The sequence below is a fragment of the Amaricoccus sp. genome, assembly GCF_036846665.1.
Classification (GTDB): domain Bacteria; phylum Pseudomonadota; class Alphaproteobacteria; order Rhodobacterales; family Rhodobacteraceae; genus Amaricoccus.
The window spans coordinates 35,778-60,723 of the sequence record NZ_DAIUBO010000001.1 but is presented as its reverse complement, the minus strand read 5'-3'; the positions used below and the strand labels follow the sequence as shown (position 1 = coordinate 60,723).

General features: G+C 69.0%; 27 protein-coding genes. 17 read left to right on the top strand and 10 right to left on the bottom strand.

The window, feature by feature from the left end:
* The first annotated feature begins 7 nt into the window (after positions 1-7).
* On the top strand, positions 8-595 hold the full coding sequence (locus tag V7050_RS00310) for an alpha-ketoglutarate-dependent dioxygenase AlkB family protein (RefSeq protein ID WP_324410161.1): 588 nt from the start codon (positions 8-10) through the stop codon (positions 593-595).
* Between the two features lie 25 nt (positions 596-620).
* Here V7050_RS00310 and V7050_RS00305 read toward each other — a convergent pair whose 3' ends face one another.
* Together V7050_RS00305 and yciA are read right to left on the bottom strand one after the other, a co-directional pair.
* Positions 621-2,723, bottom strand: coding sequence for an alkyl/aryl-sulfatase (locus V7050_RS00305; protein ID WP_324365987.1), 2,103 nt, complete (start codon positions 2,721-2,723; stop codon positions 621-623).
* Positions 2,724-3,033: 310 nt separating this feature from the next.
* Positions 3,034-3,411 (bottom strand): acyl-CoA thioester hydrolase YciA, encoded by a 378-nt coding sequence (yciA, locus tag V7050_RS00300; RefSeq protein WP_324365989.1) that lies wholly within the window; start codon positions 3,409-3,411, stop codon positions 3,034-3,036.
* 106 nt (positions 3,412-3,517) lie between these two features.
* On the opposite strand from yciA, the gene cysQ reads away from it, so the two are divergent.
* The 3 genes from cysQ (at position 3,518) to galU (ending at position 6,169) form a co-directional block, all read left to right on the top strand.
* Positions 3,518-4,315, top strand: coding sequence for a 3'(2'),5'-bisphosphate nucleotidase CysQ (cysQ, locus tag V7050_RS00295; protein WP_324365991.1), 798 nt, complete (start codon positions 3,518-3,520; stop codon positions 4,313-4,315).
* 6 nt (positions 4,316-4,321) lie between these two features.
* Positions 4,322-5,122 (top strand): 3-deoxy-manno-octulosonate cytidylyltransferase, encoded by an 801-nt coding sequence (locus tag V7050_RS00290; protein WP_324365993.1) that lies wholly within the window; start codon positions 4,322-4,324, stop codon positions 5,120-5,122.
* Between the two features lie 135 nt (positions 5,123-5,257).
* Positions 5,258-6,169, top strand: coding sequence for a UTP--glucose-1-phosphate uridylyltransferase GalU (gene galU / locus V7050_RS00285; RefSeq protein WP_324365995.1), 912 nt, complete (start codon positions 5,258-5,260; stop codon positions 6,167-6,169).
* 296 nt (positions 6,170-6,465) lie between these two features.
* Here the strand turns inward: galU and V7050_RS00280 are convergent, their stop codons facing one another.
* Positions 6,466-7,320, bottom strand: coding sequence for a bifunctional helix-turn-helix domain-containing protein/methylated-DNA--[protein]-cysteine S-methyltransferase (locus tag V7050_RS00280; RefSeq protein WP_324365998.1), 855 nt, complete (start codon positions 7,318-7,320; stop codon positions 6,466-6,468).
* A gap of 119 nt (positions 7,321-7,439) precedes the next feature.
* Between V7050_RS00280 and nth the strand changes: the two genes are divergently transcribed.
* The 3 genes from nth (at position 7,440) to V7050_RS00265 (ending at position 10,667) form a co-directional block, all read left to right on the top strand.
* On the top strand, positions 7,440-8,084 hold the full coding sequence (nth, locus tag V7050_RS00275) for an endonuclease III (RefSeq protein ID WP_324366000.1): 645 nt from the start codon (positions 7,440-7,442) through the stop codon (positions 8,082-8,084).
* Positions 8,081-9,076 carry an adenosine kinase gene (locus V7050_RS00270; protein ID WP_324366002.1) on the top strand — a complete coding sequence of 332 codons (996 nt, stop codon included), beginning with the start codon at positions 8,081-8,083 and terminating at the stop codon, positions 9,074-9,076. The genes nth and V7050_RS00270 overlap by 4 nt, the downstream gene beginning before the upstream one ends.
* A gap of 436 nt (positions 9,077-9,512) precedes the next feature.
* Positions 9,513-10,667: an SIR2 family protein gene (locus tag V7050_RS00265; RefSeq protein WP_324366003.1), complete on the top strand. Its 1,155-nt coding sequence runs from the start codon at positions 9,513-9,515 to the stop codon at positions 10,665-10,667.
* Positions 10,668-10,874: 207 nt separating this feature from the next.
* Here the strand turns inward: V7050_RS00265 and V7050_RS00260 are convergent, their stop codons facing one another.
* Entirely contained in the window at positions 10,875-12,188 is a 1,314-nt protein-coding gene (locus V7050_RS00260; RefSeq protein ID WP_324373659.1) for a FliI/YscN family ATPase, read from the bottom strand.
* Between the two features lie 93 nt (positions 12,189-12,281).
* Here V7050_RS00260 and V7050_RS00255 point away from each other — a divergent pair, with 93 nt between their 5' ends.
* Genes V7050_RS00255 through V7050_RS00240 form a run of 4 tightly spaced genes read left to right on the top strand, consistent with a single transcriptional unit; the run spans position 12,282 to position 13,668 of the window.
* Complete coding sequence (locus V7050_RS00255; RefSeq protein WP_324367231.1) at positions 12,282-12,677, top strand: FlgB family protein; 396 nt, start codon at positions 12,282-12,284, stop codon at positions 12,675-12,677.
* An 11-nt stretch (positions 12,678-12,688) separates the two neighbouring features.
* Positions 12,689-13,081 carry a flagellar basal body rod protein FlgC gene (flgC, locus tag V7050_RS00250; protein WP_324367229.1) on the top strand — a complete coding sequence of 131 codons (393 nt, stop codon included), beginning with the start codon at positions 12,689-12,691 and terminating at the stop codon, positions 13,079-13,081.
* Positions 13,082-13,098: 17 nt separating this feature from the next.
* Positions 13,099-13,398, top strand: a complete 300-nt coding sequence (gene fliE, locus V7050_RS00245; protein ID WP_324367227.1) for a flagellar hook-basal body complex protein FliE — start codon at positions 13,099-13,101, stop codon at positions 13,396-13,398.
* A 3-nt stretch (positions 13,399-13,401) separates the two neighbouring features.
* Entirely contained in the window at positions 13,402-13,668 is a 267-nt protein-coding gene (locus tag V7050_RS00240; protein ID WP_324367225.1) for a flagellar biosynthetic protein FliQ, read from the top strand.
* 277 nt (positions 13,669-13,945) lie between these two features.
* Here V7050_RS00240 and V7050_RS00235 read toward each other — a convergent pair whose 3' ends face one another.
* Entirely contained in the window at positions 13,946-14,443 is a 498-nt protein-coding gene (locus V7050_RS00235; RefSeq protein ID WP_324367223.1) for a hypothetical protein, read from the bottom strand.
* Positions 14,444-14,614: 171 nt separating this feature from the next.
* Positions 14,615-15,922: a short-chain fatty acid transporter gene (locus V7050_RS00230; RefSeq protein WP_324367221.1), complete on the bottom strand. Its 1,308-nt coding sequence runs from the start codon at positions 15,920-15,922 to the stop codon at positions 14,615-14,617.
* A gap of 344 nt (positions 15,923-16,266) precedes the next feature.
* On the opposite strand from V7050_RS00230, the gene V7050_RS00225 reads away from it, so the two are divergent.
* The 6 genes from V7050_RS00225 (at position 16,267) to V7050_RS00200 (ending at position 20,575) form a co-directional block, all read left to right on the top strand.
* On the top strand, positions 16,267-16,989 hold the full coding sequence (locus V7050_RS00225; protein WP_324367220.1) for a flagellar hook-basal body complex protein: 723 nt from the start codon (positions 16,267-16,269) through the stop codon (positions 16,987-16,989).
* A gap of 31 nt (positions 16,990-17,020) precedes the next feature.
* Positions 17,021-17,806: a flagellar basal-body rod protein FlgG gene (flgG, locus tag V7050_RS00220; RefSeq protein ID WP_324367218.1), complete on the top strand. Its 786-nt coding sequence runs from the start codon at positions 17,021-17,023 to the stop codon at positions 17,804-17,806.
* Between the two features lie 4 nt (positions 17,807-17,810).
* Positions 17,811-18,242 carry a flagellar basal body P-ring formation chaperone FlgA gene (gene flgA, locus V7050_RS00215; protein ID WP_324367216.1) on the top strand — a complete coding sequence of 144 codons (432 nt, stop codon included), beginning with the start codon at positions 17,811-17,813 and terminating at the stop codon, positions 18,240-18,242.
* Positions 18,239-18,979 (top strand): flagellar basal body L-ring protein FlgH, encoded by a 741-nt coding sequence (gene flgH / locus V7050_RS00210; protein ID WP_324367214.1) that lies wholly within the window; start codon positions 18,239-18,241, stop codon positions 18,977-18,979. The genes flgA and flgH overlap by 4 nt, the downstream gene beginning before the upstream one ends.
* Positions 18,980-18,990: 11 nt before the next feature.
* Entirely contained in the window at positions 18,991-19,521 is a 531-nt protein-coding gene (locus tag V7050_RS00205; RefSeq protein ID WP_324367212.1) for a flagellar basal body-associated FliL family protein, read from the top strand.
* A 262-nt stretch (positions 19,522-19,783) separates the two neighbouring features.
* The gene (locus V7050_RS00200) at positions 19,784-20,575 is read left to right on the top strand and encodes a 2-keto-4-pentenoate hydratase (RefSeq protein ID WP_324367210.1); all 792 of its coding nucleotides are present in this window, start codon (positions 19,784-19,786) and stop codon (positions 20,573-20,575) included.
* Positions 20,576-20,589: 14 nt separating this feature from the next.
* Here the strand turns inward: V7050_RS00200 and V7050_RS00195 are convergent, their stop codons facing one another.
* Genes V7050_RS00195 through flhA form a run of 4 tightly spaced genes read right to left on the bottom strand, consistent with a single transcriptional unit; the run spans position 20,590 to position 24,942 of the window.
* The gene (locus tag V7050_RS00195; RefSeq protein WP_324367208.1) at positions 20,590-20,997 is read right to left on the bottom strand and encodes a hypothetical protein; all 408 of its coding nucleotides are present in this window, start codon (positions 20,995-20,997) and stop codon (positions 20,590-20,592) included.
* Positions 20,994-22,088, bottom strand: coding sequence for an EscU/YscU/HrcU family type III secretion system export apparatus switch protein (locus V7050_RS00190; protein ID WP_324367206.1), 1,095 nt, complete (start codon positions 22,086-22,088; stop codon positions 20,994-20,996). Before V7050_RS00190 ends, V7050_RS00195 begins: the two co-directional genes overlap by 4 nt.
* Positions 22,085-22,864, bottom strand: a complete 780-nt coding sequence (locus V7050_RS00185) for a flagellar biosynthetic protein FliR (RefSeq protein WP_324367204.1) — start codon at positions 22,862-22,864, stop codon at positions 22,085-22,087. The genes V7050_RS00190 and V7050_RS00185 overlap by 4 nt, the downstream gene beginning before the upstream one ends.
* The gene (gene flhA, locus V7050_RS00180) at positions 22,864-24,942 is read right to left on the bottom strand and encodes a flagellar biosynthesis protein FlhA (RefSeq protein ID WP_442885305.1); all 2,079 of its coding nucleotides are present in this window, start codon (positions 24,940-24,942) and stop codon (positions 22,864-22,866) included. The genes V7050_RS00185 and flhA overlap by 1 nt, the downstream gene beginning before the upstream one ends.
* Positions 24,943-24,946 lie beyond the last annotated feature (4 nt).

Below are 24,946 nucleotides of genomic sequence, written 5' to 3'. Positions count from 1 at the left end.
GTTCGAGATCGGCGGCTTTGAGATTCACAAGGCCCGGCTGGACCGGCCGGCCCAGCTCCGCATGGTGGAGGAACTGCGCGACGTGGCCCGCGCCGCGCCGCTCTTCGCGCCCGTGACGCCCTGGGGCAAGCCGATGAGCGTGCGCATGACCTCGGCCGGCCGCTACGGCTGGGTGAGCGACCGCGGCGGCTACCGCTATGCCGAGCGGCACCCTTCGGGTCTGTCCTGGCCGCCGATCCCGGACTCGGTGATGGCCGTCTGGCGGGATCTGGTCTCGCGCGACCGTGCGCCCGATTGCTGTCTCGTCAACTTCTACGGTGCCAGGGCGCGCATGGGACTGCATCGGGACAACGACGAGGCGGATTTCACCTGGCCGGTGCTCTCGATCAGCCTCGGCGATGCGGCGGTCTTCCGCATGGGCGGCCCCGCGCGCGCCGATCCCACGACCTCGACCACGCTCGAGAGCGGCGACGTGGTGGTGATGGGAGGGCCGGCCCGCCGCGCCTACCACGGCGTGGACCGCATCCGCTTTGGCAGCTCGTCGCTGCTGGCCGAGGGCGGGCGGATCAACCTCACGCTGCGGGTGGTGGACTGAACCGCTGCGGCTGCGGCGCGGCAGCCTATTCCGCGATGATCCTTTCCGGAACGGCCTCGTAGGGATTGGCGCGCGCGACAATGGCCGGCTGGGCCTTGGTTCCCGGCATGATCTCGAAGCGGGGGTCGAAGTCGACCATGGTTGCGGCGAGCTTGCCGAGGACGCTCGGGTCGCCCTCGATCCTGGCGGTGCCGTCGGCGATCTGGGCGTCGAGGGTCTTCGCGCCCATCATCGTCTGCTCAAGGTCGGTGCGGTCGATGGTGAGAGTCAGGTCGGGTTGGGCGGCCTGGAAGCCGGCGATGTTGGTGAGCGTGGCGTTCTCCATCTCGATGAGGAAGGTCTCGCCGGTGTCCGGCGTCACGAGATTGATGGTGAAGCGCAGGCCCTCGGCCTTGCGGCTGTCCATGCGGATGCCGAGGAAGTTCAGGAACAGCTCGGTCGACATCGCCCGGATCACGTCGGGGCTCGACGAATCCGCGGTCTCGCCCTCCGGGATGCCGGTGCGCAGCTCGTAGGCGCCGGCGAGGAAGCTGTTGCGGAGGCCCGGGTTCTCCTGCTGGTAGCCGATCTGCTCGAAGATGTCGGCGAGCAGGTCCTTGGCCTCGGCGTTGTCGGGCTCGGCCTGCACCAGCTTGTTGACGATCTCGGAGGCGAGCAGGTAGTCGCCGGCGTCGTGGAGCTCGCGGCCGCGGGCGAGGATGCGGTCCGGTCCGCCCATCATCTCGACGTAGAGCGGCGCGGATTCCTCCGGCGACAGCGGGATCAGCGTCGCCGGGTTGCAGTCCCAGAAGCCGAGATAGCGCTGGATCACGCCGCGGGCGTTGTGCTCGGGCGAGCCGTGGTAGCCGCGGCAGTGCCATTGCTGCTGCAGGCCCGCGGGCACCTCGTAGACGTTGTGCACCTGGTTGATCGTCACGCCCTGGTTGGCGAGGTGCAGCACCTGGTTGTTCATGTTGGCGTAGAGGTCGCGCTGCGCCCGCAGCACCTCCTGGATGCGGTCGTTGCCCCAGCGCGGCCAGTGGTGCGAGGCGAACATCACCTCGGCCTCGAGCCCGAAGCGGTAGAGCGCGTCGGCGATGTATTTCGACCAGGCGAGCGGGTCGCGCACCTGGGCGCCGCGCAGCGTGTAGATGTTGTGGAGCGTCGCGGTGACGTTCTCCGCCATCCACAGCGCCTTCATCTCGGGGATCCAGGTGTTCATCTCCCGCGGCGCCTCGGTGTTCGGCGTGTTGTGGAAGACCATGCGCAGGCCGTCGACCTCGAACTCCTCGATCGGCTCGCGGACGAGCCGGGTCGGCGCGATCAGGCCGGTCGCCCCGGCGGAGACCCGCGTGCCGAGACCCTGGCCGACGTAGCCGTGCGGTGCGGCGGGCAGCAGCAGGCCGTACTGGTAGAAGAGCCGGCGGTTCATCGCGTTGCCGGCGTAGACGTTCTCGGAGACCGTGAAGCCGAGGAAGTCGACCGGCGCGATCACCTCGACCTTTCCCGACCGGACGTCGGCCTCGTCGAGGATGCCGCGCACGCCGCCCCAGTGGTCGCCGTGGGTGTGGGAGTAGATCACCGCCGAAACCGGCAGCCCCTCGCCCCTGTGGGCCTGGAACAGCTTCCAGGCGGCGCGCGCCGTCTCGCTCGACACCAGCGGGTCGAAGACGATCCAGCCGGTCTTGCCCCGGATGAACGTCAGGTCGGAGAGGTCGAAGCCGCGCACCTGGTAGATGCCCGGGATCACCTCGTAGAGGCCGTAGTTGTTGTTGAGCTTCGAGATGCGGTGCAGCGAGGGGTGGATCGAGTCGAACTCGGCCTGCTGGTCGAGGAACTGGAAGCTCGCCATGTCCCAGGCGACGTGGCCGGCGTCGGCCGGGATCACCATCTCGGTCATCGGCGCGATCAGGCCCTTCGCCTGCTCCTCGAAGTCGCGCGTGTCGGCGAACGGCAGTTGCGACTTCGCCGCCTCGAGTACCGCCCGCGTGTGGTCCGAAGGCGCCTTGCCCTTCGGGTGGAAGTGCCCGGCGAGCGGCGCTTGCTGGGCGCGGACCGCGCCGCCGCCTTCGATCAGCGTGTCGCCGGCGATCGCGAAGGCTGCGCCCATTGCGGGAACGGATCCGAGGAACTCGCGTCTCGTGGTCATCGGTGAGCGTCCTTTCGCTTTTCCGTCGATTCCGCCCCGGGTGCCGGCGTCGTCCGGGGTGAGCAATGGCACCGGAACGAGATGTTGCCAATCGGAGAAACGTGCGTTTCAGGCGGACCTGTTGCGGCCTCCGGTCGATCACCTCGCGTTGACCGCTCGCAAGGAGGTGGCAAGCCGGTTTCCAGCCGGTTTCCAGCCGCCTTCCAGCCAGCGTTTTTTCAGCATTTCCGGATGGTTGTTCGCCGCGAGGCGCCCGCGCGCCGATCGGGCTGAAATCGTTGGACCCGGACAAGCCCCCGCCCCGGCCCTTTCACGGCAGCGGACGCTTCGCCCCACGGTCGTCGACGGCCACGAAGACGAAACGGGCCTCGGTCACCTTCCGGTGCTCGCCGCTGGGCTGCCGGTGGACCCAGACCTCGACGCCGATCGCCATCGAGGTCGTGCCTTCGCGCAGCATCTGCGCATGGATCGACACCACGTCGCCCACATGGACCGGCCGGTGGAAGGTCATGCCCTCGACCGCGACGGTCGCTACCCTTCCGCGGGCGCGGCCGCGGGCCAGTACCGAGCTTCCCAGGTCCATCTGGGACATGATCCAGCCGCCGAAGATGTCGCCGTTGGCATTGGTGTCGGCGGGCATGGCGATGGTCTGCAGGGTCAGTTCCCCCTGCGGCAGCGGGCGGTTCATCCTCGCGATCTTCCCGTCTTTCGGCGCCTCGATACGAAGGGGATGTTTACAAGATGCCGGAGGCAGGTCCATAGAAACGCGCCCCGAAAGCAATCGAAAGCCCGCCATGGATCACGCCAGACTCGCCGCCACCTTCCGGAAGCTGGCGCTGGATGCCGGCCGCGAGATCATGGAGGTCTACGGACGGCCGGATTTCGATGTCGCCGCCAAGGCGGATGCCTCGCCGGTCACGGAGGCGGATCTCCGCGCCGACCGGGTGATCTGCGAGGGCCTCGCGGCTGCATTCCCCGAGATCCCGGTGGTGACCGAGGAGCAGCAGGCGAGCCACGGCATCGCCGCGGATGTCTTCATCCTGGTCGACCCGCTCGACGGCACCAAGGAATTCGTGCAGCGGCGGGGCGATTTCACCGTCAATATCGCGCTGATCGAGCATGGCGTCGCCACGCGGGGCGTCGTCTATGCGCCGGCGAAGGCGCGGCTCTTCTACACCGATGCGCAGGGACAGGCGGTGGAGGAGGCCGGGCCCCATGACGCCGGGCGGATCGGCGCCGTGACGCCGCTGCATGTGTCCGAGCCCGACCCCGAGGCATTGGTCGTCGTCGCCTCGAAGTCGCACCGGGACCAGGCCACCGACGATTACATCGCGCTCTACCGGGTGGCGGATTTCCGGTCGGCCGGATCGTCGCTCAAGTTCTGCCTCGTCGCCGCCGGCGAGGCCGATCTCTATCCCCGGCTCGGCCGCACCATGGAATGGGACACCGCCGCCGGCCATGCGGTGCTGTCAGGCGCCGGGGGAAGGGTGGTGCGCTTCGACGGTCACGCGCCCTTGACCTATGGCAAGGAGGGGTTCGAGAACCCGCAATTCATCGCCTTTGCGCCCGGGCTCACCCTGTTGCGGGCCTGACGAGCCATGTCCGTGCTTCTGGTCATCCCGGCGCGATATGCCTCCACCCGCTTTCCCGGCAAGCCGCTCGTGGATCTGCGCGGCGCCGGCGGCGCGGCGCGGAGCCTGATCCGGCGCAGCTGGGACGCCGCGATCTCCGTCGAAGGCGTGGACCGGGTCGTGGTCGCCACCGACGACATGCGCATCGCCGATGCCGCGCATGGCTTCGGCGCCGAGGTCGCCATGACGCCGGACAGCTGCCGGAACGGCACCGAGCGCTGCGCGGTCGTGGCGGCGCAGCTCGGCGGCGCCCATGAGATCGTGGTCAATCTGCAAGGGGACGCGCCGCTGACGCCGCCCTGGTTCGTCTCGGCCCTGATCGCCGCGATGCAGGCCGATGCCACGCGTCAGGTGGCGACGCCGGTGCTGCGCTGCGACGCCGGCGCGCTCGCGGGCTTTCTCGAGGACCGCCGGCACGGGCGGGTCGGGGCGACGACCGCGGTCTTCGACCGCGCCGGGCGCGCGCTCTATTTCTCCAAGGAGGTCCTGCCCTATACCGGGCGGCCGCTCGGCGCGGCGGAGACGATCCCGGTCTTTCACCATGTCGGGGTCTATGCCTATCGGCCGGCGGCCCTGCTGGCCTATCCCTCCTGGGATCCGGGTCCGCTGGAGACCTGGGAGGGGCTGGAACAATTGCGATTCATGGAGAACGGCATTCCGGTGCATTGCGTCGAGGTCCAGGCCCGCGGCCAGGCTTTCTGGGAACTGAACAACCCTTCGGACGTTGAGAAGATCGAAGCGATCCTGGGGGAGCTCGGACGTGACTGAACCGGCGGTGAGATGCCACTCCGTTTACGCAGTGATGAATTCTTTTGCCCGCAGGCCCGCCATCTGTGATACCGGAGGCGTGCTGCGCGCAATCCGGGCGGAGTCGCAGGTGTTTTCGGCGTTGATGGGGGTTTCATGACGTACCGGGTGACAAAAGCGGTATTTCCTGTCGCAGGTTTCGGCACGCGATTCCTGCCGGCGACGAAATCCGTTCCCAAGGAAATACTCCCGCTCGTCGACCGTCCGCTGATCCAATATGCGATCGACGAGGCGCGGGCGGCGGGAATCCGGGAGTTCATCTTCGTGACCTCGCGCGGCAAGAGCGCACTGGAGGATTATTTCGACAGCGCGCCCGAGCTCGAGACCAGCCTTCACGAGGGCAACAAGGGCCATCTTCTCGATCTGCTCAGGCAGACCGACATGGATAGCGGCGCCGTCGCCTATGTCCGGCAGCAGGAACGCCGCGGGCTCGGCCATGCGGTCTGGTGCGCGCGCCGGCTGATCGGCGACGAGCCCTTCGCGGTGATCCTGCCCGACGACGTGATCGATGCCGAGAAGCCCTGCCTCCAGCAGATGGTGGAGGCCTATGCCGAGGTCGGGGGCAACATGGTCGCGACCATGGAGGTGCCGGCGCAGAGCGTCGCCTCCTACGGGATCCTCGACGTGGGCTCGACCTCGATCGGCGCGACCATGCCGGTTCGCGCGATGGTGGAGAAGCCGCGGCCGGAGGAGGCTCCGTCCAACATGGCGGTGATCGGGCGATACATCCTGTCGCCGAACGTGCTCGACAATCTCGAGGACATGCGGGTGGGCGCGGGCGGCGAGATCCAGCTGACCGACGCCATCTCGGCCGAGATCGCCGCGCGCGGCAATGTCAATGCATTCCGCTTCCGCGGCCGCCGCTTCGATTGCGGCTCCAAGTCGGGCTTCCTCCAGGCGACGGTGGCCTTCGGCCTGGCGCGCGACGATCTCCGCGACGAGTTCCTCGCCTATCTGCGGAGCGTCACCGAGGTCCAGGAGCCGGCGAGCAAGCTGCGCGCCGTCTAGGCTGCGGGCTCGCGGAGACCGTTCCATACGGTCTCCCTGTGATTGTTTTGGACCGGCGTCGCTTTCCCCGCGGATTTGGCAGGGACAAATCCGCGCGCGCCTGCCGGCTCCTCGGCAGGCGCGACAAGTGCGCCCGCCCAGTCAGGCGCGCGCGGATTACCCAGCGATGGTGAAACACCGCATCCCTCGACCTCCGCGCTCACGCGCTCCGGCCGACGAACCGGCGCGAGGTAGTGCCTCGCTCTTGCCGCTTCGAGTGTCCTTTGGCCGATCGATTGGCCCGCCGCAGGCCCGTTTCAGGCCGCGCTGTCCAGCCGGGCCGCCTCCCAGGCGAGCATGGCGCGCTTCACGCCCAGGCCCCAGTGATAGCCGCCGAGCCCACCGGCCTTCTGCAGCGCGCGGTGGCAGGGGATGAGCCAGCTGATCGGGTTGCGGCCGACCGCCGTGCCCACCGCCCGGACCGCGCGCGGCCGGCCGATGGCCGCGGCGATGTCGGAATAGGTGGTGACATGGCCGGTGGGAACCGTCAGCAGCGCCTCCCAGACCTTGATTTGGAAAGGCGCGCCGATGAGCTGCAGCCGCGCCTCGCCGCCCGTGCCGAAGGCGGCCTCGACCCAGGGACGGATCGCCTCGGGATCCTCCGCGAAGGCGGCTTCGGGCCAGCGCGAGCGCATGTCGGCCATGGCCGCCTCGCGGCCGGTTTCCGCAGCGAAGGCGAGGCCGCAGAGGCCCCGGCCCGTGCCCATCGCCAGCGCCTCGCCGAAGGGCGTGTCGAACCAGCCCCAGGCGATCGCCAGCCCGGCGCCGGCGCGGGCGTATTCGCCGGGGCTCATCGCTTCCCAGCGCAGGAAGAGGTCGTGCAGCCGGCTCGCGCCCGAGAGGCCGGTGGAATGTGCCGCCTCGAGCACGCTGTGGCGGTCGGCGAGCAGCCGCCGGGCATGGTCGAGCGCGAGATACTGCTGGTAGCGCTTGGGGCTGACCCCGACCCATTGCGAGAAGACGCGCTGGAAATGCGCCGGGCTGAGGCCCACGCCGGCGGCCACCTCCTCGAGGGAGAGGGTCTCCTCGCGGCGCGCGGCGATGGTCTCGATGGCCCGGCCGATCACGCCGTAGTGGTAGGGATCGGAGCGGGCATCCTCTATCTGGGACATCGGTCGGTACTCCTTTGGCGTGAAGATAGACGAATGCCCCGGCCGGGCCACCCGGATCCTGCGCAATGGCTGCCGGAGCGGTGCCTTGCGCATCCCCGGAACCCGTGCCAAGGGGAGCCATGCCGGCACAGCTCGACTACCCGACGATTTGCGAGGTCTTCCGGCGGTTCCAGATGAGCGAACCCGAGCCGCGGGGCGAGCTCGAGCATGTGAACGCCTATACCCTGCTGGTGGCGGTGGCGCTCTCGGCGCAGGCGACCGACAAGGGGGTGAACCGGGCGACCGAGGCGCTCTTCAAGCTTGCCGACACGCCCGAGAAGATGCTCGCGCTCGGCGAGGAGGGGCTGATCGGGCATATCCGCACGATCGGGCTCTATCGCAACAAGGCGCGCTACGTGATGCGCCTGTCGCAGATCCTCGTCGAGGATTTCGGCGGCGAGGTTCCCTCCTCGCGCGCGGCGCTCCAGAGCCTGCCGGGCGTCGGGCGCAAGACCGCGAACGTGGTCCTGAACACCTGGTGGCGCATTCCCGCCCAGGCGGTCGACACGCATATCTTCCGCGTGGCCAACCGCACCGGCATCGCCAGGGGGCGGGACGTGGCGGCGGTGGAGCGCGCGCTCGAGGACCAGGTGCCGGCGCCCTACCAGCTGCATGCGCATCACTGGCTGATCCTGCACGGCCGCTATGTCTGCAAGGCGCGCAAGCCCGCCTGCGCGGCCTGCCTGATCCGCGACCTCTGTGACTTCGAGGAGAAGACGATTTGAACAAGCCCGTCCAGGTCATCGGCATCGGCAATGCCATCGTGGATGTCATCGCCTCGATCGAGGAGCGTTTCCTCGCCGAGAACGGCGTCGAGAAGGGCATCATGCAGCTGATCGACACCGCGCGCGCGGTCGAGCTCTATTCCCGCATGGGACCGGCGCGCGAGGTCTCGGGCGGCTCGGCGGCCAATACCATCGCCGGGCTCGCGGCGCTCGGGGCGCGCACGGCCTATGTGGGCAAGGTCAAGGACGACCAGCTCGGCGCGATCTTCGCCCATGACCTGCGGGCGCAGGGGGCGGGCTATGCCACGCCGCTCGCGCCGCGCGACCACGCGGCCGAGACCGGGCGCTGCATGGTGCTGGTGACCCCGGACGGCGAGCGGTCGATGAACACCTATCTCGGGGTCTCGGAATTCCTCGCGCCGGAGGATATCGACGCGGCGGCGATGGCGGGGGCGGAATGGATCTTCCTCGAGGGCTACCGCTTCGACGGCCCCGACAGCCAGGCGGCCTTCGCCAAGGCGATCCGCGCCACCAAGTCGAACGGCGGCAGGGTGGCGATCACGCTCTCCGACCCCTTCTGCGTGGAGCGGCACCGGGACGCGTTCCTGGCGATGATCCGGGCGGACGTGGACCTCTTGGTGGCCAACGAGCATGAATTGTGCTCGCTCTATCTCACGCAAGATCTGGCAGTCGCGATGAGCCGGGCGGAGGCGGAGGTGCCGGTGACGGCCTGCACCGTCGGGGAGCGGGGGGCGCATGTGCTGGCCGGGGGCGAGCGGGTCCATGCCCCGGCGACCGCGGTGCGGGTGGTGGACGCCACCGGCGCGGGCGATCTCTTCGCCGCGGGCTTCCTGCACGGGCTGACCGGCGGCCGGGACTGGCTGACCTGCGCCCGGATGGGCTGCCTCGCCGCCGGCGAGGTCATCGGCCATATCGGCGCCCGGCCCGAGGCCGACCTGCGGGCGCTCTTCGCCGCGGAAGGGCTGGGCTGAAGCGCGGCCCTGGGGGCGGAAAAGGGCCGCCCGAGAGACTGTCCCCATGGGGACAGATCGCAAACCGCTGATTTCAAAAGGATAAAGTGTTAACGACGCTGCGGCTTCGTGTCTGGCGAGGCGCCGGCGGGCCAAGACGGGACGGTCATCCATGGGCGCCTGCGACCGGATCACGGGAGCTCCGGCGGCGAGCATGGAGAACGCAACGGACACCGCGAATAGTCCTATCTGCAATCACCTGCGACCGCGCCTCTTTGGCTGGTCGCCATTCCTACCGTATCTCGCAGAATAGACTGCTTCGGCCTCCATGCGCCAGGCGCGGGTCGCCGGCGCAACCTCTATGGGAGTCTTGAGTCACCCTTGGCGGCGACGGTTTGAGTTCGAGCGAGATCTGACGCAAGTTGATCCGACACGGGGTTTTGCCGGGGACGCACTCATGTCGAACAGGTATCGATTGATCATCCTTGGGGCCGGCTTCTCGCGACCCGCAGGATTCCCGCTCGCGGCAGACCTTTGGGAGGAGATCCGCGAGACCGCCGCGTCCTTTTCACGGGACCTCAGGGCCTACAAATTCAACGAAGACCTGCATCGCTACATCGAGTTCCGCCGGGAGATCGACGGCAACGCACCGACGCCAGACACAGTGGATTTCGAAGACTTCATGGGCTTCCTTGATGTGGAGCACCACCTGGGACTGCGTGGCAGCGATACCTGGAGCGAAGACGGCAACGAAGGCACAATCGTCACCAAGTTCTTGATCGGCACTATTTTGGCCCGCCACTTGAACGAGCTCAACGCATTGCCTGGACTTTATATAGAATTTGCCAAGCGTCTTGATTTGAACGACACTGTCATCACTTTCAACTATGACACGTTGCTTGAGCGAGCGCTGGATACCATAGGCAAACCCTATCGACTATTCTCAACCCGATTAGCGAGCGTTCATGAACTTCGTGGTACTGTCGACAATAGCCGGGATGAAGTTGTAGTCCTCAAGGTTCACGGCTCCATCGACTGGTTCGACCGCTCCCAATTTGAACGTCTGATTGCATTGCACGAAAGGGAGAATGCGCCGCCCCCCGAGGATATCATATTCTCGCATGAGGCCGCCTTGGGCTTGGAGCGCCTAGTCGATGGCCCCTGCCACCATATAGATCCGCTCAGGAATGTCTACCGTGCCAAGAACCTGAAGGCACTCTACGCCAAGAGACTGCTTTTCTTGGCCACGCCGCGCATCCTTCCACCGTCCGCCACCAAGCTACTCTATGCAACTCGCATGAACGATTTCTGGTACGGCATGGGAAACGCCGGCTACTACAGTTCCGGCATGGCCATCATCGGCTTCTCGTTGCCCACCCAGGATGATTATGCCCGACAAATCCTTTACGCGCTCGTGACAAACTATCAAAAACACAATTGGGGCAAAGGCGACCCCCACCCGAAAAAGACGCCGCTCGCCATCGTTGACTTCTTCTCCGATGCCGCCTCTGAAGCCCGTTTCCGGGAGAGGTATCGCTTCGTGGATTGGTCCCGCGCCGATCTCAGCGGACGAGGTTTCGACTTTGCTTCGCTAGACAAAATATTCGCTTGAGTGCCACCCAGCGCGGCAGAGTCCCACCCTGTGGTGACGCGGAGCGAGGTGAGGAATTTGGCTGCTTCGGGCCGAGTGCGGGCACTGACGGACCGGCCTCCTGTCGTGCGGCATGTGTCACGGCGAAGGACTCGGTGCTGCGGGGAAGTGGCGATTTCGGGTCTGTTGAGTGTGGTTCCCGGTCGCAGCCGGTTCCCATGACGCAGGCTATCGTGCGAGCAACGTGCCCAGTCGCTCGAAGCTCGCGGGGACGCCCTCGGGGCTGCGTTCGGTGAAGAAGGCGTCGAGGCGGGGCCAGAGCTCGATGGCCTCGTCGATGGCGGCGTCGCTGCCGGGCACGTAGAGGCCGGTCTGGATCATCAGCGCGGCGTTCTCGTAGGCCGTCAGCACTCGGCGGACGCGGGCGAGCTGGGCGTTCTCGGCCTCGCTGGCGATGCCTGGCAGGCTGCGCGAGACGCTGCGGCGGACGTCGATCGCCGGGAAGCGGCCACGTTCGGCGATGGCGCGGTCGAGCACCACATGGCCGTCGAGCACGCCGCGGGTGATGTCGGCGACGGGCTCGTCCATGTCCGAGGCCGCGACCAGCACCGAGAAGATGCCGGTGATGTCGCCCTTGCCGAAGGGCCCGGGCCCGGCGCGTTCGCAGAGGGATGCGATCAGATTGGCGGTGGAAGGCGGGAAGCCGCGCAAGGACGGCGCCTCGCCGGCGGTGAGCGCGATCTCGCGATGGGCCTCGGCGAAGCGGGTGAGGCTGTCGACGAGCAGGAGCACGTGGCGGCCCTGGTCGCGGAAGACCTCGGCCGTGGCCATGGCCATCCAGGCGGCGCGGCGCTTGATGAGCGGCGCCTGGTCGGAGGTGGCGGCGATGACCACGGCGCGGGCCATGCCCTCGGGGCCGAGCACGTTCTCCACGAAGTCGCGCAGCTCCCGGCCGCGCTCGCCGATCAGGGCGTAGACCACGATATCGGCCTCGATGCCGCGGGCGAGGTCGGCGAGAAGCGAGGACTTGCCGATGCCCGAGCCCGCGAAGACGCCGATGCGCTGGCCGCGGGCGATGGGCAGGACGGTGTCGAAGACCGCGAGGCCGGTGGAGAGGCGGGGCCCGAGCGCCTTGCGCGTGGCGGGCGCCGGGGGCTCGTGGCGCAGGGCGGCGGTGGCGGCACCCGCGGCCAGGGGCCGGCCGTCGAGGGGCTGGCCGAAGGCGTCGACGATGCGCCCGACCCAGCTGGCGTCGGGGTGCACGCCGGTCTCGCCGAGGAGCCTCGCCTCCCGCCCCACGGCGGCGCCTTCGAGCGGCGCATAGGTCATCGCGCGGGCTCGGCTTTCGGAGATGCCGACGATCTCGCCGCCCAGATCCCGGCCGCCGGCAAGGGCGATCGAGACCTGGTCGCCGATTCGCGCCTGATGCGTGAGCCCGGCGATCTCGAGCGAGGCGGTGCCGACCGCGGCGACGCGGCCGATGCGCTTGTGGTTGGAAATGCGGGACAATTCCGCCGTCAGGGCCGTGAAGTCAGTATGCATGGGGCCTCCCGCGCCGATCCGGCTGCTTACGCTTTGTCAACCAACAAGGGTTAAGCCGCGGTTTCGACGCGGAACGGCGGGAGAACCCGGCCCATGGATCTGAACCTCAACATCCTTCGGCTCGCGAGCGGGCTCGCGGCGCATGCCGGCTCGCGCCAGCAGGTGGTGGCCGAGAACATCGCCCATGCCGATACGCCCGGCTACCGGGCGCGCGACGTGGCGGATTTCTCCGAGAGCCTGCGCGGCGGTGCGCCCGCCTTCGCCGCGAAGGTGACACGGCCGGGGCATCGCGCCTTCGGGGCGGATGCGAACGGTGTCGCGGTGCGCGAGGTGACGGCCCTGGGCGCGGAGAGCCCGAACGGCAATACCGTCAGCCTCGAGGACCAGATGATGCGCGCCGCCGAGGTGCGCCAGAGCCACGACATGGCGCTCGGGGTCTATCGCAAGTCGCTCGACATCCTGCGCGCCTCGATCGGCCGGAACCGCTAGGAGCCCGCAAGATGAACGAGATGATGAAGACCATGGCGGCCTCGGCGAGCGGGATGCGGGCGCAATCGGCGCGCATCCGCATCGGCGCGGAGAACATCGCCAATGCCGACACGCCGGGCTACCGGCGCAAGACGGTGAGCTTCGAGGAGACCTTCCAGCGCAGCGGCGAGGCGCGGGCGGTGGCGACCGGTCCGGTCCGGCTCGACCAGCGCGAGCTGGCGCGGGTCTACGACCCCAACCACCCCATGGCCGGGGAGGACGGCTATTTCGAGGGGTCAAACGTCGACCTGATGGTCGAGATCGCGGATTCGCGCGAGGCGAACCGTTCCTACGAGGCCAATCTGCGCATGTTCGAGCAGGCGCGGCAGATGGCGAGCTCGCTGCTCGACCTGCTGCGCCGTTAACGGAAAGGATTTCCAGAATGGACATCAAGGCGACACTCGCATCCCAGCTCTATTCCCAGGCCCAGCTCGCCGCGAAGCCGGTGGCGCCGGAAGAGGCCGGGAAGACCGCGGCGGCGGCCTTCGAGGCGGCGGGCGCGGATTTCCTGGAGACGCTGCGCGCCGGCGAGGAGACGGTGCAGGCGGGGCTCGTGGGCCGCGCCGATCCCCAGGCGGTGGTCGAGGCGCTGGCCGCCACGGAATTCGCGGTGCAGACCGCCGTCGCGGTGCGCGACAAGGTGGTCGAGGCCTATCAGGAAATCCTGCGCATGCCCGTCTGAGCCATGACCGAAGCCGAGGTTCTCGACATCCTGCGCCAGGGGCTCTGGACGGCGATGGTCGTCTCGGCGCCGATCCTTGCCGTGGCGCTGATCGTCGGCGTGGCGATCGGCCTCGTGCAGGCGCTGACCTCGGTGCAGGAGATGACGCTGACCTTCGTGCCGAAGCTCGGCGCGATCCTCGCGGTCTTCTGGATCACCATGAGCTTCTCGGGCGCGACGCTGGTGCGATTCTACCAGGACCAGATCATCCCGCTGGTGATCGGACGCTGACGGCCGGCGGTCCCGCGCGCGGTTGTGCGCGCGCGCACAGTCCAGTAACCTGTTGATTCTACGAAAAGAATGCGCGCGCCGTTAACCGGCTGGCAACTTCCGTGAGGGCTTCGGCCCTTCGCGGGACCCGCGGATAGAGGATCCGGGGTCCCGGGGCGCCGGTGTCGGTCAGCCGGACAGGATCCTGGGCAAGGACTTGCCTCGGGCTATCGCGGAGCAGGCGCCGCGCCAAAGTCCGGCGCCGCATGGCTGCGGCGCCGGCGCCGGCGCGACCGGCCTAGAGGCCTTCCTGGCAGCTGCGCAGGGCGGCGATGGCGGGGTCGACGTCATCGAGCGGGACGATCACGCGCCGGTCGTCGCCGTAGCTGATGGTGAGCTCGTCGTAATTGCCGAGGTCGTAGATGAACTCGGCGTTGTCCACCGGCACGGTGGCGCCGCCGAAGCCGGCGGTGTCCTGACCGGTGAAGGTGCCCGTGAACTCCCGGTCGCCGACGGTGAAGGTCGCGGGAATCGACTGCCCGGGCGCGATACCCTCGTAGCCCTGCACGAAGATCGAGAGATAGCCGGACGGCGGCGTCGAGGTGGCGTTGATGCCCATCTGCACCTCGGAATTCGGGTCGACGAAGTTGCGGACCGCGAAGCAGCCGGGACCCGCGTTCTCGTTCACGTCGATCCGCCACTGGCCCACGGTCTGGCCGGTTTCGGAGATCTGCTCGTTGGCGGCGCAGGCCGCCAGTGCCGTCGAGGCCGCGAGGATGATCACTGTCGTCTTCATGGTTTCTCCTTCCCTGGGCCTCCCCCGGCCCGCGCTGACTATAGCCGACCGCAGGCCGAGAGGAGCCCCTTTCCTGCGATATTTGCAGACATTGCCGCAGGGTTGTACCCGGATGCCGGCGTCCGGCGCAACGACCGACTTCGGTCTGCGCCGAAGTCCTGCGTGGATCCCTCAGACATAGGTCAGCCCGATCGCGATGATGATGCCCGAGAGCACCAGCTGGATCAGGCAGAAGCCCATGATGTCCTTGGCGTTGAGGCCCGCGATCGCCAGCACCGGCAGCGCCCAGAAGGGCTGAACCATGTTGGTCCAGGCGTCGCCCCAGGCCACCGCCATGGCGGCGCGGGCCATGTCGGTGCCGAGCGCCTGGGCCGCGGGCAGGATCACCGGCCCCTGCACCGCCCATTGCCCGCCGCCCGAGGGGACGAAGAAGTTGACGATTCCCGCAGAGAGGAAGGTCCAGAACGGCAGGGTCTCGGCGCTGGCAAACGAGATCAGCCAGTCGGAGATGGTGGTGGCGAGCCCCGAGCCGACCATCACCGCCATGATGCCCGCGTAGAAGGGAAACTGGATCACGATGCCGGCGCCGCCCTTGATGCCCTCGTTGAGCGAGGCGAGCAGGCGGCGCGGGGTGCCGTGCAGGATGATGGCGAGCGTCAGGAACAGGAAGTTGACCACGTTCAGCGTCAGCCCGCCGCCGCCGGAGAAATAGACCAAGAGCCAGAGGAGCCCCGCGGCGCCGATCAGCCAGGAGAGGGTGCGGCTGGTCTCCAGCCGGTCCGAGGGGCGGTGCAGCGAGCCGTCGTCGGGCTCGGGCTCCGCGAGCTTCGCGGGGTCGACATAGACGCTGTCGGCCTCGGACGGCAGCATCATCCAGTTGACCAGCGGCACGGCGACGAAGAGCGCCACGACGATGGCGAGGTTGAAGGCCGAGAAGATCGTCTGGTCGGAGGGGATGATGCCGGTGATCGCCTCGAAGGGATGGCCCGGCGTGGCGACCGAGAGCGGGATCGAGCCCGCGAGCCCGCCGTGCCAGACCAGGAAGCCGGAATAGGCCGAGGCGATCAGCAGGCGGTAGTCGACGCGGATCTGGCGGGCGAGTTCCTTGGCGAAGAGCGCGCCGACCACGAGGCCGAAGCCCCAGTTGATCCAGCTCGCCGTCAGCGAGACGAGGGTCACGAGCAGGATCGCGCCGCCGGGGGTGGTGGCGAGCGCCGCGATGCGGGTGAGGAGGCGCTTCACCAGGGGCGAATTGGCCAGCATGAAGCCCGCGACGAGGACCAGGAGCATCTGCATGGAAAACTCCAGCAGCTTCCAGAAGCCGTCGCCCCACATGGTGACGACCGCGAGCGGGTTCTGGCCCTCGATCAGCACCGCGGCGAGAAAGACCACCAGGGTCAGGATCAGCACGAAGATATAGGGGTCGGGCAGGTAGCGGTCGACGAGGCGGACCAGCGGTTTCGACACGGCGGCGAGCATGGATCGTTCCTCCCCTGAAGATCCGAGGCCGTCACTCTGCCGCCCGATCGCGGGAGACACAACCGCTCCCGTGGGGCGCGAGGAGCCCGCGGCGCCTCGCCTTTTCGGTCCGGGGCATGTGGTGCGGGCCGCGCGGGCCACGCGGCCTTTTCCTGACCCGGGATCGGGCTTCGGGCCGCAGTGTCAGTCGGGCGGCAGGGCTGCCGGGATGAGCCGGCCGTCTCGGCCGGAAGAGAGCTTTCCGAAGCTCGTCCGTGGCTTGACCGAATCTTTACCAACCGCCGCCATGGTGCCCTCCGAGCGCGGATGTCCGCGCGGTGACGCGAGAATCGCGGGAGAGTGCAATGGATCTTGCGGGCTATGTGGCGCTGACCCGGCAATCGGGCCTCGCCAGGGAACTGCAGACCGTCGCGAACAACATCGCCAATCTCTCGACCACCGGATACCGCCGCGAGGGCGTGGTCTTCGCGGAAGTGGTCCGGGCGCTGCCCGCCGAGGGCGGCAGCGTGGCGATGACCGATGCGCGGGCGCGCTTCACCGACGAATTGCAGGGCGCGCTGGTGGAGACCGGCGGCAGGCTCGATCTCGCCATCGAGGGCGAGGGCTATTTTGTCGTGCTGACGCCCCAGGGCGAGCGGCTGACCCGCGCCGGCGCCTTCACCCGCGACGCCGACGGCCAGGTGGTCAACATGGACGGCCACGCGCTGCTCGACGAGGGCGGCAGCGCCATCCTCATCCCTTTCGAGGCCAAGGAGATCGGCATCGCCGCCGACGGCACGATCTCGGTGGACGGCGCGCCGCAGGGCAAGATCGGGCTGGTGACGGTCGAGGACCAGACGAAGCTCTTCCGCGAGGCCGGCGTGCTCTTCCGCGCCGATACCGACACGGTCCCCGTCGAGGGCGGGCGCGTGGTGCAGGGCTTCCTCGAGCAGTCGAACGTCAATGCGGTGGCGGAGATGGCGCGCATGATCGAGGTGCAGCGCGCCTACGAGCACAGCCAGAAGATGATGGATCAGGAAGACGAGCGCATCCGGATGGTGGTGCGCGTGCTGGGCCAGCGCGGCTGACCGGCCTCGGGAACGACCAGGAGTAGCGAGTATGCGTGCACTGAACATCGCGGCGACCGGCATGGCGGCGCAGAACATGCGGGTCGAGGTGATCTCCCACAACCTCGCCAACATGTCGACCACGGCCTACAACGCCCGGCGGGCGGAATTCTCGGACCTGCATTACCAGCAGGTCCAGCGTCCCGGCACGATCAATTCCGCCGATGGCGCGGTGCTGCCGGCGGGCGTCCAGCTCGGCCTCGGCGTGCGCGCCGCGGCGGTGTCGATGCAGGTGGCGCAGGGCACGGTGACCGAGACCGGCGGCTCGCTCGATCTCGCGATCGAGGGCCAGGGCTATCTGGAGATCACGCTGCCGAGCGGCGAGCCGGCCTATACCCGCGACGGGGCGCTCAAGCGCGACGGCGATGGGCTGATCGTGACCTCGGACGGCTATACCGTGGTCCCCGACATCACCGTCCCCGAGGACGCGCGCCAGATCTCGATCAACGCGGACGGCGAGGTCTATGCCTATTTCGACGGCCAGACCGAGGCGCAGCTGCTCGGCCAGTTCAATCTCGTCTCCTTCAGCAACGAGAAGGGGCTCGAGGCGCTGGGCTCGAACCTCTACCGCGAGACCGAGGCCTCCGGCCAGCCCAATGTCGGCCAGCCGGGCGAGGACGGCCGCGGCACCTTCCGCCAGGGCTATCTGGAGAGCTCCAGCGTCGATGCGGTGCACGAGATCACCGGGCTGATCGAGGCCCAGCGCGGCTACGAGCTCAATGCCAAGGTCATCACCGCGGCCGACCAGATGCTCGCCGCCATGACCCAGATCCGTTGAGCCGATGCTGCGGGCGAGCCTTCTCTGCGGCCTGATGGTGCTGATGCTGGCGGCCGGGGCGGTCTTCGCGCAATCGGTGACGCCGGTGCGCGCGATCCGGGCCCAGAGCCTGATCGGCGAGGCCGATGTGGTGCCGAGCGAGACCAGCGCCGCGGGTGCCGTCGCCGAGATCGCCGCGGTGGTCGGGCAGGAGGCCCGCACCACGCTCTATCCCGGCCGGCCGATCCTTTCGAACCAGATCGGCGCGCCGGCGCTGGTCGAGCGCAACCAGCTGGTGCGCATGCATTTCAGCGAGGGCGCGCTCTCGATCACCACCGAGGGCCGCACGCTCGATCGCGCCGGCGCGGGCGAGCTGGTGCGCGTCATGAACCTGGCCTCGCGCCAGATCGTCACAGGGTCGGTCCTGGCCGACGGCAGCATCGAGGTGGGACAATGATCCGAACCGGAAATCTCGCGGGGCTCGGCCTCACCGTCCTGCTCGCCGCCTGCGGCACCAGCCCGATCGGCAAGCCGCCGGCGATGACCTCGATCGGCACCGTCGATGCCAATGCGCAGCCGATCCTGACCGCCGAGCGCGCCGCACTCTCGGTGCCGCCGCCGGAGCCGGCGCGCTTCGCCTACCAGCAGGCCTCGCTCTGGAACAACGGACCCTCCGGGCTCCTGGGCGACCGGCGGGCGCGCACCGTCGGCGACCTGCTCACCGTCGTCATCGAGATCGACGAGGAGGCGGAGATGAAGAATTCCACCAAGCGCACGCGCCAGGGCAGCGAGGACGCCTCGATCGGCGGCTTCTTCGGCGCGGGCAAGTTCCTGCCGCCGGCCATGGACGGCATGAACGGCGACCTGCAGCTCGAGTCGCAATCGGACTTCAAGGGCGACGGCTCGGTCAAGCGCAACGAGAAGCTGACGCTCAGGGTCGCCGCGACCGTGGTGCGCGTGCTGCCGAACGGCCATCTGGTGATCCAGGGCGACCAGGAGGTGCGGGTCAATTTCGAGCTGCGCGACCTCCAGGTGACCGGCATCGTGAGGCCCGAGGACATCTCGCGCTACAACGAGATCGAATACGACCGGGTCGCCGGGGCGCGCATCCTCTACGGCGGGCGCGGCCAGATCACCGATGCCCAGCAGCCGCGATGGGGCCAGCAGGTCACCGACCGGGTCATGCCCTACTGACGAGGCCGATCATGAAGTTCCTGATCCCGCTCCTGATCGCGCTGGTCGGGCTCGGCGCCGGCGTCGGCGCGGGGCTCTACCTCAGGCCCGCGCCCGAGGCCGAACCCTCCCACGAGGCGAGTGCCGATTGCGGCCACGGGGAGGTGGAGCCCTGCCAGACCGCGGAGGCCGATCCCTTCAAGACCACGAAGGTCTCGGTCAAGAAGCACGAGGAGGAGCTGACCTATGTGCCGATGGAGAAGCCCTTCGTCGTGCCGGTCTTCGCCGGCGAGAAGGTGATCGCCATGGTCGTGGTTTCGCTGTCGCTCGAGACCGATATGGACGGCGCGCATGTGGTCGAGGCGGTGCAGCCGCGGCTGCGCGACAGCTTCCTCAAGGCGCTCTTCCGCCATGCCAATTCCGGCGGCTTCGACGGCAGCTTCACCTCCGGGCAGAAGATGGACGATCTGAAGTCGGCGCTGCTCCAGGCCGGAAAGAATGTGATGGGCGAGGCTATGATCGGCGAGGTGCTGATCACCGAGATCGCCCGGCAGGACGTCTGACCGGCCGGAGGCACCCCGAACCGGCGACGGCGAGGCATTGCCTCGCGCCGGTTCGTCGGCCGGAGCGCGGAAGCGTGGAAGCCGAGGGGGTCGGGTTTCACCGGCGGATGTGTCATCTGCGGGATCCGCGGCAGGAAGGCGGCGCCTCGGCCTCTCGCTTCCGCGTGCTCGCGCGCCGCGGGAATTGCCCGCTTGCGCCCCGCCGGCCGCGGGCGCATCCTGTCGCCGGGTGCGACAGGCGACAGCGATCGGAGGGGCGGGCGTGTCGGAACGAATCGCGCAGGATCTGCTTGCCCTGCTCGGCACCGGCCGGCCGTCCCGGCGCTATGAAGATCTCGACATGGATGCGGCTTATGCGATCGTGGCCAGGATCGCCGAGTTGCGCGAGGCGCGGGGCGAGCACCCGGTGGGGCGCAAGATCGGCTTCACCAATACCGCGATCTGGCCGCGCTACGGCGTCACCGGGCCGATGTGGAACTTCCTCTTCGACACGACGGTGCAGGACCTCGCCGATCTCGGCGCCGGGTTCGAGATCGCCGGCCTGGCGGAGCCGCGGATCGAGCCGGAGATCGTGCTGCACCTCGGCCGCGCGCCGCGGCCCGAGATGGACGAGGTCGAGTTGCTCGGCTGCATCGACTGGATCGCCCATGGCTTCGAGATCGTGCAGTCGGTCTTTCCCGGCTGGAAGCTGACCTGCGCCGAGGCGGCGGCCGCCTTCGGGCTGCACGGCGCGCTGCTCCTCGGCCCGCGCCACGACATCTCGGCCGACCGCGCGGCCTGGGGCAGGATGCTCACGAGCTTCCCCGTGCTGCTGCTGTGCGACGGCGAGGTCAGGGATGCGGGCCACGCGAGGCAGGTGCTCGGCGGGCCGCTGGCCTCGCTGCGGTTTCTGGTGACGGAGATCGCCCGGCGTCCGGGCTCGGCCCCGCTCGCGGCCGGCGAGATCGTGACCACCGGCACGCTGACCGACGCGCAGCCGGTCCGTCCCGGCGAGACCTGGACCACCGAGCTCGACGGCATCCCGGTGCGCGGGCTGCGGCTCGCGATCCGCTGAGGGCCGGGGCGCGATCAGGGGTCGCGGGGTCCGGGCGGCATGGCCTCGCGCTCGGAGCGGGCCGCGCGCCGGCGCTCGGCGGCCGCTTCGGCGCTTTCGGTGAGATGCTCCAGCGCCTGATGCTTGCCGAGGCTGCGGGTCGCCGCGGCCCGGGCTTGCGCGATGCGCGGGGCGAGCTCGGCGCGGCGGCGCCGCAGGACGGCGATATGCTGTTCGAGCCAGGCGAAGCGCAGCGCCTGCTGGGCGATGGGGGCGATGGCGATCCCGCCCTCGGCGAGGTCGCGCGCCGGGGCGGCGGCGACCTCGAGGATCTCGGCTGCGAGGCGGCGGTCCTCCATCAGGAGCGCATCGAGCACCGCGAGGTCGCGCGAGCGCCGCGCCTCGGCGAGGGCGGCGAGCTGGCGCAGCGCTTCCGGGGTCACGCGCCGCTCCGCGCGCGGGCGGCCTTGCGCATCCGGTCGGAGAAGCGGATCGCGGCGGCGACGGCGCGGTAATGCTCGGGCCGGATCTCGTGGCCGATCTCCACCGTGGCATGGAGCGCGCGGGCGGTCGGGGGATCGCTGTGGAGCGGCACGCCGGCGGTGCCGGCGATGTCGCGGATCCGGAGCGCGATCTCGTCCTCGCCCTTGGCGACACAGACCGGGGCGGCGCCCCGGGTCCGCGACCATTTCAGCGCCACGGCGTAATGGGTGGGGTTCACGATCACCACGTCGGCGCTGGGCACGTCGAGCAGCATGCGGTTGGTGGCGATGGCCTCGGCGCGCGAGCGGCGCTGCGCCTTCATATGCGGGTCGCCCTCCGATTGCCTGGTCTCGTCGCGCATGTCCTGGTAGGACATGCGCAGCTTGCGGGCATGGTCGAAGCGCTGCCAGACGATGTCGATCCCGCCGATCGTCACCGCGATGGCGGTGGCGATGGCGAGCAGGACCACGAGGCTTTCCAGCATCAGCCCGCCCACCACCTTGGCCTCGGCCTCCGCGGCGCCGATCATCCGGTCGAGGTCATGGGCGAGATAATAGAAGAGCGCGATCGAGATCGCGGTGAGCTTGACCGCCGCCTTGGCGAATTCCATCAGCCCGGTCGGCCCGAACTTCTGCCTGGCGTTCTTCGGGATCGAGAGGCGGGAGAGCTTGGGCTTCAGCTTGTCGCCGGAGAAGGTGATGGCCTGCTGGGCGAAGAGGCTGACCAGCACCGCCACGATCGGCACGAGGAAGATCGGGGCGAGCGCCCAGAGCGCCTCGCCGATGATGGCGGCGGAGAGCTTCGGGCCGCCGGGGCCGAGCAGCCGGCCGAGCAGCCGGTCGGGCTGGGCGACCAGCACCATCAGCGTGCCGCCGGCGCGCTCGATCGCGAAGCCGCCGCCGCCGAGCACCACCGCGAGCAGGCCGAGATAGGTCGCCGCCGTGGTGACGTCGTTCGATTTCGGGATGTCGCCGCGCTTGCGGGCATCCGCGAGGCGCTGCGGGGTCGGGTCGAAGACCTTTTCGCCGCTGCCGCCTTCGCCCTCGCTCATCGCGGCATCCCCAGCGGGTCGGTGAGCACGGCGTCGAGCCGGCCGTTCCAGTAGGTCAGGATCACCGGCGCGGCGAGCATGAGGATCAGGAGGCCCCCGGCGGTGATCGCCGGCGCGCCGATGAAGGCGACCATGAGCTGCGGCATCGCCTTGTTGATCGCCCCGAGCGCGAGGTTGTAGGCGAAGGCCGCGATCACGAAGGGCGCGGCGAGCGAGAAGCCGAGCGCGAAGGCCTGGGCCACCCGCGCCGTGCCCCAGGCGGCGACGTCGGCCGCCGGCGGGGCCAGTCCCATGGGCAGGATCTCGTAGGAGCGCGCCATGAGGAGCGCCGCCTTGACATGGAGGCCGGAGGCGACGGCGAGCGTCACGCCGGCAAGCATCAGGATATTGCCGATCGCCGGCATCGGGTCGGGCGTGGCACCGGCGCCGAAGATCTGGGCCAGTGCCGTGGATTGCGCAGCAATCGAGCCGGCGAGCTGCAGGGCGAGCACCATCAGCCGGATCGCGAGACCGAGCAGGAGCCCGAGCGCCGCCTCGATCAGCATCATCAGGAAGAAGGCGCGCTCGGGGTCGGGTCGCACCAGCGGGTCGGGGAGCATCGACCAGACGACGGTGCTGAAGGCGAGGGCGAGGCCGAGCTTGACGCGGGCCGGGATCATGCGCTCGCCGAAGCCCGGGAGCAGCGCCATCACCGCGCCGATCCGGGTGAAGACCAGGATGAAGCCGGCGAGGCCCGCCTCGGTCAGGTCGAGGATCGCGGCGAGGCCCTGGAACATCAGGCCATTCCCAGCACCGCCGGCCGGACGTTGGAGCCGACCTCCTCGAAGGAGAGCACCGGGTTGCGGATGCCCTTGGCGGTCAGCACGGTATGCAGGAAGCGGCGCCGCTTGGTCGAGGTCACCACCGCCGGGTAGCGGCCCTGGGCGCCGGCGCTGGCGATGCGCTCGGCCACGGAATTGGCCAGCTTGTTGAACTCCGCCGGCGGCAGGGCGACGTCGACGATGCCGGAGCCCTCGGGCAGCTGGTAGCGCTGGAAGAGCTCCTCCCAGGCCGGGTTGAGCTGGATCAGCGGCAGCGCGCCGTCGGCCTCCTGGATCTCGGAGACGAGCTGGAAGCCCAGCCGGTGGCGCACATGCTCGCAGATCGCCTCCGCGCCGGTCTGGGCGGAATGCACCTCGCCGATGGCCTCGAAGATCAGCGGCAGGTTGCGGATCGACACCCGCTCCTCGAGCAGCAGCCGCAGCACGCTCTGCAGCGTGTCGATGGGGAACTTGTCGGGCACGAATTCGTCGATCATGCGCCGGTTGGCCTCGGCGCGCTTCGGGTCCGAGAGCGAGGTGAATTCGTCGAGCAGCTTGCGCAGGGCGCGGCGGGTGAACAGCCGGCCGAAGTTCGACTTCACGATCTCCAGGAGATGCGTGGCGACCACTTCGGTCGGCGTGACCACCGAGAGGCCCATGAGCGCGGCCTCCTCCTGGAGCGTTTCCTCGATCCAGCGCGCCGGGGCGCCATAGACCGGCTCGGCGACCGGGCGGCCCTCGGGGGCCTCGGCGCCCTCCTCGGGCAGCAGCACGAGCACGCGGTCGATCTCGACCTGGCTGCGCGCGGCCTCCACGCCCTGGATGCGGATCGCATAGCAGCCGGGGTCGAGGCCGGGATTGTCGGTGAGCCGGATCTCGGGCAGGATCAGCCCGAATTCGCTGGCGATGTGGTTGCGCATGTTCACGATGCGCGCGTCGAGCCCGGTGGCGCTGTCCATGACCACCGGCACGAGGTTCGGGGCGAATTCCATGTGGATCTCGTCCACGTCCAAGAGGTCGCCGAGCGAGCGGCGCGCCGGGGCCTCGGCGCCCGGCGCCGGGGTGGCGGCCCGCTCCTCCTCGGCCTTCCTGGCGCTCCGCGCGAGCCAGGCCGCGCCGCCGAGCGAGGCCGCGCCGATCAGGAAGGGCGTGAAGGGCAGGCCGGGGATGAAGGCGAAGAGCGCCATGAGCAGGGCGACGGTGGCCAGCGCCATCGGATAGCCGCCGAGCTGGCTGATGAGCGCCCGGTCGGTGGAGCCGAGCACGCCGCCCTTGGAGAGCAGCATGGCGGTGGCGATGGAGATGATCACGGCGGGGATCTGGGTCACCAGCCCGTCGCCCACGGTCAGGATCGAATAGGTCTCGAAGGCGGCGCCGATCGGCATGCCATGCACCGCCACCCCGATCACCAGCCCCATGACGAGGTTGAGGAGCGTGATCAGCAGGCCCGCCACCGCGTCGCCCTTGACGAATTTCGAGGCGCCGTCGAGCGAGCCGAAGAAGGTGGTCTCCTCCTGCTCGATGCGGCGGCGCTCGCGGGCCTCGGCGTGCGAGATCGCGCCGGCGGCCATGTCGCTGTCGATGGCGAGCTGCTTGCCGGGCATGCCGTCGAGCGCGAAGCGCGCGCCGACCTCGGCCATGCGCCCGGCGCCCTTGGTGATGACGATGAAGTTGACGATCAGGAGCACGCCGAAGACCACGAGCCCGAGCAGGATCGAGCCGCCCATGATGAACATGGCGAAGCCCTCGATCACGTTGCCGGCGGCATGGGTCCCGGTATGGCCCTCGCCGATGATCAGCTTGGTCGAGGAGACGTTGAGCGAGAGCCGCAGCATCAGCGAGGCGAGCAGGATCGTGGGGAAGGCGGAGAAGTCGAGCGGCCGCTGGATGAAGAGGGTGATGGTGAAGATCAGGATCGCCAGCGCGAAGGAGCCGGCCAGCCCGAGGTCGAGCACCCAGGAGGGCATCGGCAGGACCATCATGATGATCACCGCCATCAGCGCCATCGCCAGCATGACGGTGGGCTGGTAGAGCGCGGCGAGGCTCAGGCGCATCGGC